Source organism: Sphingomonas sp. (assembly GCF_035490575.1).
GTDB lineage: Bacteria > Pseudomonadota > Alphaproteobacteria > Sphingomonadales > Sphingomonadaceae > Sphingomonas.
The window spans coordinates 1-13351 of sequence record NZ_DATJLI010000138.1 but is presented as its reverse complement, the minus strand read 5'-3'; the positions used below and the strand labels follow the sequence as shown (position 1 = coordinate 13351).

At 65.2% G+C, this 13351-nt stretch carries 8 protein-coding genes; 5 read left to right on the top strand and 3 right to left on the bottom strand.

Annotated features, from left to right (window positions below; all coding sequences use genetic code 11):
* From VL973_RS10290 to VL973_RS10270, 5 genes are all read left to right on the top strand, one after another.
* Positions 1–1642: phosphoenolpyruvate carboxylase (locus VL973_RS10290; RefSeq protein WP_325283930.1), on the top strand; the 1642-nt coding region annotated here is incomplete at its 5' end.
* Positions 1643–1673: 31 nt separating this feature from the next.
* Positions 1674–2597 carry an ABC transporter ATP-binding protein gene (locus tag VL973_RS10285; protein ID WP_325283929.1) on the top strand — a complete coding sequence of 308 codons (924 nt, stop codon included), beginning with the start codon at positions 1674–1676 and terminating at the stop codon, positions 2595–2597.
* Between the two features lie 30 nt (positions 2598–2627).
* Complete coding sequence (gene nadB / locus VL973_RS10280; protein WP_325283928.1) at positions 2628–4217, top strand: L-aspartate oxidase; 1590 nt, start codon at positions 2628–2630, stop codon at positions 4215–4217.
* 157 nt (positions 4218–4374) lie between these two features.
* The gene (locus tag VL973_RS10275) at positions 4375–5493 is read left to right on the top strand and encodes a serine hydrolase (RefSeq protein ID WP_325283927.1); all 1119 of its coding nucleotides are present in this window, start codon (positions 4375–4377) and stop codon (positions 5491–5493) included.
* Positions 5494–5568: 75 nt separating this feature from the next.
* Entirely contained in the window at positions 5569–7737 is a 2169-nt protein-coding gene (locus tag VL973_RS10270) for a M3 family metallopeptidase (protein WP_325283926.1), read from the top strand.
* Between the two features lie 6 nt (positions 7738–7743).
* Here VL973_RS10270 and dinB read toward each other — a convergent pair whose 3' ends face one another.
* The 3 genes from dinB to polA form a co-directional block, all read right to left on the bottom strand.
* The gene (gene dinB, locus VL973_RS10265) at positions 7744–8778 is read right to left on the bottom strand and encodes a DNA polymerase IV (protein ID WP_414712234.1); all 1035 of its coding nucleotides are present in this window, start codon (positions 8776–8778) and stop codon (positions 7744–7746) included.
* Positions 8779–8861: 83 nt separating this feature from the next.
* A complete protein-coding gene (locus tag VL973_RS10260; protein WP_325283924.1) occupies positions 8862–10355 on the bottom strand; it encodes a lipopolysaccharide biosynthesis protein in 1494 nt (497 codons plus the stop codon).
* Positions 10356–10441: 86 nt separating this feature from the next.
* Positions 10442–13189 carry a DNA polymerase I gene (gene polA, locus VL973_RS10255; protein WP_325283931.1) on the bottom strand — a complete coding sequence of 916 codons (2748 nt, stop codon included), beginning with the start codon at positions 13187–13189 and terminating at the stop codon, positions 10442–10444.
* Positions 13190–13351 lie beyond the last annotated feature (162 nt).

The window sequence follows — 13351 nt, the reverse complement described above, 5'->3', positions numbered from 1 at the left end:
TCCCGCCGAACTGCGCGACGAACTGGTGGGGCTGGCGCGCGGTCTGGCCAGCAAGGGCGAGGGGATATTGGCGTCGGGCGGCGCACTCGGCCGGCTGATCCGCGCGGTCGAGATTTTCGGCTTTCACCTGGCAACGCTCGATATGCGCCAGAACTCGGCCGTGCATGAACGCGTCGTCGCCGAATTGCTGACGGTCGCGGGCGTGGAGGACGATTATGCCGCGCTGGACGAGGATACGCGCGTGGCGGTGCTGCGCCGCGAACTGGCCAGCCCGCGTCCGCTGACCAGCCCCTATGCCAAATATTCAGAGGAGACGGCGGGCGAACTCGCGATCCTGCACGCCGCCGCCGCCGCACATGACCGCTACGGCCGGCAGTGCATAAATCAATATGTGATCTCGATGGCGCAGTCGGTCAGCGACCTGCTCGAAGTCCATCTGATGCTCAAGGAAGCGGGCCTGTGGATACCCGGCAAGCCGCCGGTGGCGCATGTCATGGTCGTGCCGCTGTTCGAAACCGTCGCCGATCTCGAGGCCGGCGCCGACATCATGCGCGATTATCTGGCGCTGCCCGAAATCGCCGCGACCGTGACCGCGCGCGGACATCAGGAAGTGATGATCGGCTATTCCGATTCGAACAAGGATGGCGGCTATCTGACCTCCACCTGGCAATTGTCGCGCGGATCCACCGCCCTGGCGCCGGTGTTCGAGGCAGCGGGCGTGGGAATGCAGCTGTTCCACGGGCGCGGCGGCGCGGTGGGGCGCGGCGGCGGTTCGTCCTTCGCGGCGATCCAGGCTCAGCCCCCAGGCACCGTGCAGGGCCGCATTCGCATCACCGAACAGGGTGAGGTCATCGCCGCCAAATATGGCACGCGCGCCAGCGCCATCGCCAATCTGGAAGCGATGACATCGGCAACGCTGCTAGCCAGCCTCGAACCCGAACGCCTGTCCGCCGGTGATGCCGAGCGGTTCGGCGCGGCGATGGACGAGTTGTCGGCAACCGCGTTCAAGGCGTATCGCGGGCTGGTCTATGACACCGATGGTTTTCGCAGCTTTTTCCGGCAGATGACGCCGATCGCCGAAATTTCCGGCCTCAAGATCGGCTCGCGTCCCGCCAGCCGCAAGAAATCGGACGCGATCGAGGATCTGCGCGCCATCCCCTGGGTGTTCAGCTGGGCGCAGGCACGCGTCATGTTGCCGGGCTGGTATGGCGTCGGACAGGCAATCGACGCCTTTGCCGACAAGGGTCTGTTGCGCGAAATGGCGTCGGGCTGGCCGTTCTTTGCCGCGACGCTCGCCAACATGGAAATGGTGCTGGCAAAGTCCGACATGGGCGTTGCATCGCGCTATGCCCGGCTGGTCGAGGACGAGGATGCGCGCGACGAAATCTTCGGGCGCATCCGTGAGGGCTGGCAGAAAACGCATGACGGCCTGCTGACCATCACGCGCCAGACCCGTCTGCTGGAGAAAAACCCCGCGCTCGATGCGTCGATCCGGCTGCGGCTGCCCTATATCGAGCCGCTCAACCTGCTCCAGATCGAACTGCTCAAGCGGCACCGCGCGGGCGAGGATGATCCGCGCATCGGTGAGGGCATCCTGTTGTCGATCAACGCAATCGCCACCGCGCTTCGCAACAGCGGCTGACTTTGGCGCGCGGGCGCATTAGGTGGCATCTATGACCGAAGCCGCCATTTCGATCCGCGCCCTGTCCAAGACCTATGCGGGCGGCAAGCGCGCGCTGGACGGGGTGACGTTCGATGTGCCGCGCGGGCAGGTGTTCGGCCTGCTCGGCCCCAATGGCGCGGGCAAGTCCACGCTCATCAACATCCTGGCCGGGCTGGTGAACAAGTCGGGCGGCGCGGCTTCGATCTGGGGTTTCGACATCGACGCGCACCCGCGCAATGCCAAGGCGTCGATCGGCATCGTCAATCAGGAAATCACCTTCGACCCGTTCTTCACGCCGTTCGAGACGCTGGAGAACCAGGCGGGCTTCTATGGCGTGCCGCGCGCAAAGCGGCGCAGCATGGACCTGCTGCGCGCGATGGGGCTGGAGGACAAGGCGGACGCCTATTCGCGCACGCTGTCGGGCGGCATGAAGCGGCGGCTGATGGTCGCCAAGGCGATGGTCCATTCGCCACCGGTCATCGTGCTCGACGAACCCACCGCGGGTGTCGATATCGAACTGCGCCGGCAGTTGTGGGATTATGTGCGCGGCCTCAACGCGCGCGGGGTGACGGTGGTGCTGACCACCCATTATCTGGAAGAGGCCGAGGAGCTTTGCGACCGCATCGCCATCATCAACCATGGCCGCGTCGTCGCCAACGAACCCACCCGCGCATTGCTGGCCATGGCGCAGGAGAAACAGGTGGTGGTGACGCTGGACCGCAACGTGGCGACGCCGCCCGGCAATACCTGCTTCGAAAAAGTCGAGCTGTTGGACGAACGCACGCTGGCGATCACCTATCGCAAGGATCGTGCGAATGCGGGTGAGGTGCTGGCGGCGGTGACGCGCGACGGGTTCGGCATCGTCGATGTAACCACCCGCGAAGCCGATCTTGAGGACGTTTTCCTCAACCTGACGCGCACGGTCAATGGCTGAGGACTGCGTAGTGCAGGGGAAGGAAGTTCGATGACAGCCACCGACATTCTCGTCATCGGATCGGGCGCGGCGGGGCTGACTGCAGCGCTCAACCTGGCCGACCGGTTTCGCGTCACCGTGCTGGCCAAGGGGCGGCTGGACGAAGGATCGACCGCATGGGCGCAGGGCGGCATCGCCGCCGTGCTGGAACCCGGCGACACATTCGAGGATCATGTCCGCGACACGATTGTCGCGGGCGCCGGGCTGAACGACCGGGCCATCGTCGAGTTCGTGGTCGAACGCGCACCCGCCGCGATTGATCGGCTGGCGGCACTGGGCGTGCCGTTCAACGTCGCCGAGAACGGCGGAGACGGCTGGCACCTGACGCGCGAGGGCGGGCACAGCCACCGGCGGATCGTGCATGTCGATGACGCGACCGGCTGGGCGGTGCAGGACGCGCTGCTGCGCGCGGCGCACGCCCATCCCAACATCACGCTGGTGCCCGATATGGTCGCCATCGACCTGGTGACCAGCCGCCACGAGTTGCGCTATTCGGGCGCCGGCCATGTCCACGGCGTCTATGCGTTCAACCGTGCGACGGGGCGGGTCGACCTGCACACCGCGCGCGCGACGATCCTGGCGACGGGGGGCGCGGGGCGCACCTATCAATTCTCGACCGCGCCGCGCGGCGCGACGGGCGACGGCATCGCCATGGCGTGGCGCGCGGGCGCGCGCGTGTCCAACATGGAATTCATGCAGTTCCACCCGACCTGCCTGTTCCATCTGGAGGTCAAGAACTTCCTGATTACCGAAGCGGTGCGGGGCGAAGGTGGCCGGTTGATAAACCCGACCACCGGCAAGCGTTTCATGGCCTATTATGATGCCGAACGCCTCGAACTGGCGCCGCGTGACGTGGTGGCGCGCGCGATCGATGCAGAGCTCAAGCGCTTCGGCCTTGATTACGTCCATCTCGACATCAGCCATCGCGGCGCCGATTTCGTGAAGGCGCATTTCCCCACCATCCAGGCACGGCTGTCCGAACTGGGCATCGACATGACGCGCGAACCGATCCCCGTCGTGCCCGCGCAACATTATACCTGTGGCGGCGTGATGGTGGACCGCGACGGGCGAACCGACCTGCCCGGCCTTTATGCCGCGGGCGAAGTCAGCCAGTCGGGCCTGCACGGCGCCAACCGGCTGGCGTCGAACTCGCTGCTCGAATGTTTCGTGTTCGGCGAGGCGGCCGCCAACCACATCGCCGTGCATTGGGACGACCTGCCCGCGCCGCCCGCCATCCGGCCATGGGATGACAGCCGCGTTACCGACAGTGACGAGGAAGTGGTCATAAAGCAGAACTGGACCGAAATCCGTCGGTTCATGTGGAATTATGTCGGTATCGTCCGCACCACCAAAAGACTGGAGCGCGCGCAGCACCGCATCAAGATGCTACAGGAGGAAGTCGCCGATTATTACGGCCATTTCCGCGTGACGCCCGACCTGATCGAGCTTCGCAACCTGCTGCAATCCGCCGAACTGATCGTGCGGTCGGCGCTGCACCGCCACGAAAGCCGTGGCCTGCACTACACGCTCGACTATCCCGACACGCTTCCCGACCCGGCGGATACCGTCCTTATCCCCTGACGCGCACGGGAAAGCGTTGGAATATCGGTTCTTCGGCGGTTGTTCACCATCCGTCGATAGCTTAGACGTGTTCATCGCAGCCGCGCCGCGCATGGCTTGCCCGACATGGCCCGGCTGCACATGGTGGCTTGCGTTTCTGGGGGCTTTGCGGACGGACATGGTGCTGACACGGTTTTCGGTGCTGGAGCGGGCTTTGACGCTGGGCGGACTGGCGCCGCTCGCGCTGATCGGTGCCGCGCCGCAGCATCAGGGCGGGCGCATCACCGAATTGTTGCCGCCGGGTTATGTCCAGCCTAAACAACAACCGCGCGAAGTGGTGGTTCCCGCCCCGACGCCGCTGGTGGTCGACATCGACCGGCTGGTGACCGATTTCGGCGGCAAGGTCGGCGTGGCGGTCAAGAGCATCGATACCGGCTGGATGGTCGCCAAAAATGGCGATGTGCCGATGCCGCAGCAATCGGTCAGCAAGCTGTGGGTGACGCTGACCCTGCTGGATCAGGTCGATCAGGGGCGCATCCGTCTGGACGATCCGATCACCGTCACCAAGAACGACCTGACGCTGTTTCACCAGCCGATCGCGTCGCTGCTCAAAAACGGCGTCTACAACACCACGGTACGCGATCTGGTGCGCCGCGCGATGACGATGAGCGACAATACTGCCAACGACCGGCTGCTGCGCCATGTCGGCGGGCCGTCGGCGGTCAATGCCTATATCAAGCGCCATTCGCTGGGCGCGATCAAGTTCGGTCCGGGCGAGCGCTTGTTGCAGAGCCGCACAGCCGGGCTGCCGTGGCGACAGGATTACGCCATGGGCCGCGCCTTCTACGCCGCGCGCGCCAAGCTGCCGTCCAATGTGCGCCAGGCCGCATTCAACCGCTATGTCGCCGATCCGATCGACGGTGCTGCCGCCGGCTCGATCGCCAATGCACTGGCCAAGTTGCAGCGGGGCGAATTGCTGTCGCCCGCGTCCACGCAGTGGCTGATCGCGACGATGGAAAGCTCGCGCACGGGCCATGCACGGTTCCGCGCCAGCGTGCCGCCGGGCTGGAAACTGGGGCACAAGACGGGCACCGGACAGGATCTGATGGGGCGCACCGCCGGGTTCAACGATGTCGGCATCCTGACCGCGCCCGATGGCCGCAGCTATGCCGTGGCGGTGATGATCGGCGACACCAGCCGCCCGGTGCGTGAGCGGCAGAAGCTGATGCAGAATGTGGTTGCGCGGGTCGTCACCTATCACGACAGCGAAAAACCGCAGCCGGTGCTGGCGGACTGATCGGGCGGCATTGCTTGCGCCGTGCGCGATGGAGTGGTTATCGTTGCAACCATTCTTCATGTCATGGGAAACCCGATGAAATCTGCCACCGGCGCGATCCTGTTCGCCACTGCTTCGATGCTTGCCCTCAGCACGCAGGCCAATGCCATGACCCGCAACCAGACCGCGCCCGCACCGGCGGCCCCCGCCGCTGTCGATCCAACCCCCATGACCGCCGAGTGGACCGGTCCCTTCGACGGCGTGCCCCAATGGGACAAGGTGAACCCGGCCATGTTCCCCGCCGCGTTCGAGCGCGCCATGGCAGAGGCGCGGGCGCAATTCGCCCAGGTGCGCGACAATCCCGCCGCGCCCACCTTCGCCAACACGATCGAGGCACAGGAAAAGGCGACCAACGCCTTTGATCGCGTCTATCCGGTGTGGGGCGTCTATCTCAGCAATCTCGCCACGCCTGAGGTTCAGGCGATCGCCGCCGAATGGAACCCGAAACTGTCGGCCTTCGCGACCGAGTTGAGCCTCGATCCCAAGATGTTTCAGCGCGTCAAGACGCTCTACGACCAGCGCCAGACCCTGGGCCTGAACGCGCAGCAGATGCGACTGCTGGAGCGGACCTACCGCGATTATGTCACGTCGGGCGCGCTGCTGAACGAAAGCCAGAAGGCGGAGGTCAAGCGCATCAACGGCGAACTGGCCAAGGCCTATACCGATTTCAGCCGCAAGGTGCTGGCGGACGAGGAGACGGCGATCATCATTGAAAACGAGGCTGGTCTGGCCGGCCTGCCCGACAGTTTCAAGGCGAGCCTTGCCGAAGAAGCCAAGGCGCGCGGACAGGCGGGCAAATGGGCGGTCAAGAACACCCGTTCGTCGATGCAGCCGTTCCTGATGTATGCCCACAACCGCCCGCTGCGCGAAAAGGTCTACAAGGCCTATATCAATCGCGGCGACAATGGTGATGCGAACGACACCAATGCGACGATCGCGACGATCCTGAAACTGCGTCAGGACCGCGCCCAGGTGCTGGGGTTCAAGAACCACGCCGAATATCGCATGGACGATACGATGGCGGAGACGCCAAGGGCCGCGACGGCACTGATGATGTCGGTCTGGCCGGCCGCACGCGCGCGCGTTGTCGAGGAAGTCGCCGACATGCAGAAACTAGCCGATCAGGAAGCCGCCGCCGGCAAGGGACCGAAGATCGACATCGCGGGCTGGGACTACCGCTATTATGCGGAAAAGGTCCGCAAGGCGAAATACGATCTCGATGAAGGGGAGGTGAAGCCGTATCTTGAGCTGAACAACATGGTCGATGGCATGTTCTATGCCGCAGGTCGCCTCTATGACCTTCAGTTCAAGGAAAATACCGGGACGGTGCCGGTCTTCCACCCCGATGTCCGCACCTTCGAAGTAACGCGTGGCGGCCAGACGGTCGGTGTCTTCTACCTCGACAATTTCGCGCGCGCGGGCAAGCGGTCGGGCGCATGGGCGACTGCCTATCGCACGCGCACGGGCCTGCGCGGCGAGCAGATCGTGCTGGCGTCGAACAACAACAATTTCACCAAGGGTGCCGCCGGTGCGCCGACTTTGGTCAGCCTGGACGATGCCACCACGCTGTTCCACGAATTCGGCCACGCGCTGCACAGCCTGCTCGGCAAGCCCTATTATCCTGGACTTGCGGGCACGCCGCGCGATTTCGTCGAGTATCCCAGCCAGGTGAACGAAAACTGGCTGCTCACCCCGGACGTCCTCAACCGCTTCGCCAAGCATTACGAGACGGGTCAGCCGATCCCGGCGGCGCTGGTGGAAAAGATCAAGAAGGCGCAGACCTTCAACCAGGGTTTCGATACGGTCGAATATCTGTCCTCGGCGATCGTCGATATGAAGCTGCACGACCGGGAAGAGCCGGTGACCGATCCCGATGCCTTCGAGCGGGCTGCGCTGGCCGAAATCGGAATGCCGGAGGAGATCGTGATGCGGCACCGCTTGCCGCAATTCAATCATCTGTTCTCGTCCGACGCCTATTCGGCGGGCTATTACAGCTACCTCTGGTCGGAAACGATGGATGCCGACACCTGGGCCGCGTTCGAGGAATCGGGCGATGTCTGGAACAAGGACGTGGCCGACCGTTTCCGCACCGTGTTGCTCGAAACCGGCAACGAAACCGATCGCAAGGACGCATATCGTGCCTTCCGGGGCCGCGACCCGGATGTGCAGGCGCTGTTCAAGCGTCGCGGCTTCCCGACGCAGTAAGCGCGGTCAGTCGAACAGCGAGGGCGCATCGTCGCCCTCGCCTTCGCCGAAGTTGGAAACGGTCACGCCCACCAGCCGCAATCCGCGCTTGAGCGGGTAGAGCGTGGTGATCAGCGCGCGGGCGGTGTCGTGCAACTGCTCCCGGCGCCGCACCGGCGCCGGGGTCGTGCGGCTGCGCGTGACTTGCTGGAAGTCGGCGTAGCGCACCTTGACCGTTACCGTCCGGCCCCAGGTTTCGCGCGCCACGCACCAGTCCCACACCTCGTCCACCTGTCCGATCAGTTCGGCCTCGATCGCCGCCGGATCGGTCAGGTCGCGCGAGAAGGTCGTCTCGCTGCCCGACGATTTGCGGTTGCGGTGCGGATTGACGGGCCGGTCGTCCTGCCCGCGCGCGATCCGGTGATACCAGTCGGCGGCACTGCCAAAGTTCGCGGCCAGAAACGCCGTCGAACGATCGCGCAGGTCGGCGCCGGTGTGGATGCCCAGCCGCTTCATCTTGGCCGCCGTCACCGGGCCGACGCCGTGAAACCGCTCGATCGGCAACCCCGCCACCCAGTCGGCGCCCATGTCGGGTGTCACCGCGAATTGCCCGTTCGGCTTGCGATGGTCGGACGCCAGCTTGGCGAGGAACTTGTTGTAGGAAATGCCCGCCGATGCGGTCAGCCCCGTCTCATCCCGGATACGCCGCCGAATCGCGCGCGCGGTGGCCCATGCGGTTTCGATGCCGCGCTTGTTGTCCGTCACGTCCAGATACGCCTCGTCCAGCGACAGCGGCTGGATCAGGTCGGTATAATCGGCGAAGATGTCATGGATCTGGCGGCTGACGGCGCGATACACCTCGAAACGTGGCGGCACGAAGATCAGGTCGGGACAGCGCCGTATCGCCGTGACCGACGGCAGCGCCGATCGCACGCCGAACGCCCGCGCCTCGTAACTCGCCGCCGCCACCACGCCGCGCGCCGCGCCATGCCCGACCGCGACCGGGCGGCCGCGCAGTTCGGGCGCATCACGTTGTTCGACCGACGCGAAAAAGGCGTCCATGTCGACATGGATGATCTTGCGAACGGGGGGCGCTTCGTCGCTCACAGCCGCTGCTATAGCGATATGCGAACATCATGGGAACATCAGGCCGAAGCGCGGCGGAAAAGCGCGCGGTCCTCCTGCTTGAACGCCCAGCGCCAGATGATCGCGCAATAGACCAGCAGCATGGTCGGAATGCCGATCATCAGCTCGGCCCATTCCAGCTCAGGCGGCAACTGCACGAACGCCCAGCCGACAATCGAGGTGGCGAGCACCGCCCAGACAAACGGCCACCGCCATGCCGATACCGGCGCGCCGAGCAGACGGGCGGCCAGCAACGACTTCACCACCGATCCCAGCGCCAGCGACATCGCCAGCGCGACCGCGGGCATGGCCGCCGCCCAGCCTTGGGGCCACGCCAGCGACCGTGCGACGAACAACAGGGCAAAGGTCAGCGCCACCTGAACCGCAATGATCGCGATCGACAACATCAGGTTGCGGTGCCGCGCGATATAGACCAGCCCCGATTCGGCCACCGCGCCATTGGCTGCCAGCACTTCGGCGATCAGCAGGAAACACAACGCGCCCGCGCCCGCGACGAACTCGGGACCAACGACGCCCATCACGCCTTCGGCCGGGATGCCGCCGATCAGCGCCAGCCCGGCTTGCGCCGCCATGATCCAGAACCCGACCTGCCGGATCTGTGCCGCCACTGCCGCGCGGTCGTTCACCGCCAGCCGCGACGTGATGACGGGGCCGAGCACCGGGTCGAAACTGGTCTTCAACTTCTGCGGCAGCGATGCCACCTGTTGCGCCATATAATAGATGCCGACCACGGCGGGCGGAAACACCAGGCCCAGGATGAAGCGGTCGACATTGCGCGTGCCCCATTCCACCGCATCGGCCCCGGCCAGCGGCGCATTGGCGCGCGCCAATGCGAACATCGGCGTCAGATGCGGACGCCATTCGGTGGGCAGGCCATAGCTGCGGATAAAGGGCACCAGGCTGGCGACCAGCGCGGCGATCATCGACAGGACATAGGCAATAATCAATCCGTCGCGGGCGGAGACATAGGACAGCAGCCACGCGGCGATGCTGATCGTCCATGGCTCCACCACCGCGCGCGCCGTCACCGCCGCCTTGACGTTCAGGCGATAGGCAAGCGCCGCCAGCGCAATGTCCGAACAGGCGACAGCGAACACCACCAGCGGCAGCAACCGCTCGAACCCGATCACCTCGCTGTTGGGATACATGATCTGCGGAAACACGAACAAGACGGCGCTGGCGATCAGCGACAGGATCAGCGCGACCGCGATCGCGTCCCACACGACATGCGCGTGCGGCCGGTCGGTCCTGGCCAGCGCCTGCGCCAGCCCGCGCTTCAACCCCAGCGTGGCGAGCAGCGCGGCGAGTTCGACCACCAGCACCGCGATCGCGAACCGGCCGACGATTTCGGGACCATAAACGCGGCCCGCAATGAACAGGAACGGCAACCGCGCCGCCAGCCGCAGCGCGAAGCCCAGCACATTCGTCCGCCCGCCCTTGGCCAGTGCGGCGATATCGTCGTCCGGTCGGTCGGGTGTGGCTCGATCTGTCACGGTGAGCGTCGCTTAGGGCAAAGCACCGCGCACCCAAAGCCCCAAGCATCGATTGCGCCACCCATGCGACAAAGCGGCAACGCTGGTCAGTGCGCTGCGCCCCAGCTCGGCCCTACGCCGATCTCGATGGCCAGCGGCACGGTCAATTCGATCAACGGCTCGGCGGCAGTCGCCATCACGCGTTCGATCACCGGACGGGCCGCGTCAACGTCGCCGGCGGGCAGTTCGAACACCAGTTCGTCGTGGACCTGCATCAACATCCGCACATCGGGCAGCCTCGCTTCGATCAGCGCCGGTCCCATGCGCGTCATCGCTCGCTTGATGATGTCGGCGCTGGTGCCTTGGATCGGCGCGTTGATGGCGGCGCGCTCGCTCCCCGCGCGCTCATTTGGGTTGGACGCGCGAATGCGGGGAAAGTGCGTCTTTCGCCCGAACAGCGTCGTCGTATATCCGCGCTCCTTCGCCTCGGCCAGGGTGTCGGCGATATAGCGGTTGATGCCGGGAAAACGCTCGAAATAGCGGTCGATCATCGACTGTGCTTCGTCCGACGACACGTCCAGCCGCCCGGCCAGCCCCCAGCGGGAAATGCCATACAGGATCGCGAAGTTGATCGTCTTGGCGCGCGCGCGCGTGTCGCGGTTCACTTCGCCGAACAATTCGGTGGCGGTGCGGTTGTGAATGTCCTCCCCCGCCGCGAACGCGTCGCGAAGGGCGGGCACATCGGCGATATGCGCGGCCAGCCGCAATTCGATCTGCGAATAGTCGGCGGCAAGAATGACGTTGCCCGGTTCCGCGACAAAGGCGTCACGAATCTGGCGACCGGTTTCGGTGCGGATCGGAATGTTCTGAAGATTGGGGTCGGTCGATGACAGCCGCCCGGTCTGCGCGCCGGTCAGGCTGTAGCTGGTGTGGACGCGCCCCGTTTGCGGATTGATCTGCTGTTGCAGCGCATCGGTATAGGTCGACTTCAGCTTGGACAATTGCCGCCAGTCGAGCACCTTGCGCGCGATTTCCACCCCGTCGCCCGCCAGCCGCTCAAGTTCGTTCACGTCGGTCGAATAGACGCCCGACTTGCCCTTTCGCCCGCCTTTCAGGCCCATGCGATCGAACAGCACGTCGCCCAGCTGCTTGGGGCTGCCGATGGTGAACGGCCCGCCCGCAAGGCCGTGAATTTGGGTCTCCAGCAATGCCATCTGTCCGGCGAACTCTTCAGACAGGCGCGACAGCGTAGCGGCATCGACCTTGACGCCGGCCATCTCCATTTCAGCGATCACGCGCACCAGCGGCCGGTCGACCAGCTCGTAAACGGTGGTGGCGCGTTCATAGGGCAGGCGCGGTTTGAACCGCCGCCACAACCGCAATGTCACGTCCGCGTCCTCGGCGGCGTAGCGGGTGGCGGCCTTCAGGTCGATTTCGTTGAAGCCCAGCTGCTTCTTGCCCGTGCCGACCACGTCCTTGTAGGCGATGCACTGATGCGACAGGTGCGTCGCCGCCAGCTCATCCATGCCATGCCCGTGCAGCCCGGCGTCGAGGTCGAAGCTCATGACGATGGTGTCGTCATAGGGCGCGACCGCGATCCCGCAGCGCGCCAGGATGATGAAGTCGTATTTCAGGTTATGGCCGATCTTGAGGACGCTTTCGTCCTCCAGCAGCGGCTTCAACCGTTCCAGCACCAGCGCGCGGTCCAGTTGCACCGGCTTTTCGGCAAACATGTCGCTGCCGCCATGCGCGATGGGGATATAGCAGGCGAGATTGGGGTTCAGCGCGATGCTGATGCCGACCAGATCGGCGCGCATGGGATCGGTGCCCGTCGTCTCGGTATCGACCGCCATCCAGCCCTGATGCCGCGCCGCGATGATCCAGCGGTCGAGTGCCTCGATGTCGGTGACGGTTTCATAGCCGTCATGATCGCATGGCGGGTCATCCTCCTGCGCGACCGGCGCGGCGGCGGCTGCCACCGGCGCATCGGCCACGGCGGACAGCTTGGCGATCAGCGATCGGAAGCCGTGATGCTCGAGGAACGCGCGCAGCGGCGCATCGGGAATGCCCTGCATCGCCAGCGCGTCGAGCGGGTCGGGCAGCGGCACGTCGCACGACAATTCGACCAGTCGCCGCGACAATCGCGCCATGTCGGCATGTTCGATCAGGTTGTCGCGCAGCTTGCCCTTCTTCATCTCGGGCGCGGCGGTCAGCACCGATTCGAGGTCGCCATGTTCCAAGATCAGCTTGGCCGCCGTCTTCGGCCCGACGCCCGGCACGCCAGGCACATTGTCGACGCTGTCGCCCATCAGCGCCAGCACGTCGCCCAGCTTTTCAGGGCCAACGCCAAACTTCTCCTCGACATGCGCGCGGCCCAGGCGGCGGTTGTTCATGGTGTCATACAGGTCGAGGCTGCCGTCCTCGACCAGCTGCATCAGGTCCTTGTCCGAACTGACGACCGTGACCTGCCACCCTTGCGCCAGCGCGGCCTTGGCATAGCTGGCGATCAGGTCGTCGGCCTCCCAACCCTCCTCCTCGATGCACGGCAGGCTGAAGGCGCGCGTAGCGTCGCGGATCATCGGGAATTGCGGGACCAGATCCTCGGGCGGCGGCGGGCGATGCGCCTTATACTGGTCATACAGATCGTTGCGGAACGTCTTGCTCGACTTGTCGAGAATGACAGCCATGTGCGTCGGGCCATCGGCCTTGTGCAACTCGTCCGCCAGCTTCCACAACATGGTGGTATAGCCGTACACGGCGCCCACCGGCTCCCCATGCTGGTTGGTGAGCGGCGGAAGCCGGTGATAGGCGCGGAAGATATAACCCGAACCGTCGACGAGATAGAGATGCGGCATGGCCAAGCGATAGCAGCCCGCTTGGCCATTTGCACCGGGGTCAATGGCGGAAGTGGCGCATCCCCGTGAAGATCATCGCCAGGCCCGCTTCGTCGGCAGCGGCGATCACCTCGTCGTCGCGGATCGAGCCGCCGGGCTGGATAACCGCCGTCGCGCCCGCCT

What these genes read in the sequence shown, in the direction of transcription:
- VL973_RS10285 (WP_325283929.1), top strand. Translation starts at nt 1,674, where the DNA reads ATGACCGAAGCCGCCATTTCGATCCGCGCCCTGTCCAAGACCTATGCG.
- nadB (WP_325283928.1), top strand. Translation starts at nt 2,628, where the DNA reads ATGACAGCCACCGACATTCTCGTCATCGGATCGGGCGCGGCGGGGCTG.
- VL973_RS10275 (WP_325283927.1), top strand. Translation starts at nt 4,375, where the DNA reads ATGGTGCTGACACGGTTTTCGGTGCTGGAGCGGGCTTTGACGCTGGGC.
- VL973_RS10270 (WP_325283926.1), top strand. Translation starts at nt 5,569, where the DNA reads ATGAAATCTGCCACCGGCGCGATCCTGTTCGCCACTGCTTCGATGCTT.
- dinB (WP_414712234.1), bottom strand. Translation starts at nt 8,778, where the DNA reads ATGGACGCCTTTTTCGCGTCGGTCGAACAACGTGATGCGCCCGAACTG.
- polA (WP_325283931.1), bottom strand. Translation starts at nt 13,189, where the DNA reads ATGCCGCATCTCTATCTCGTCGACGGTTCGGGTTATATCTTCCGCGCC.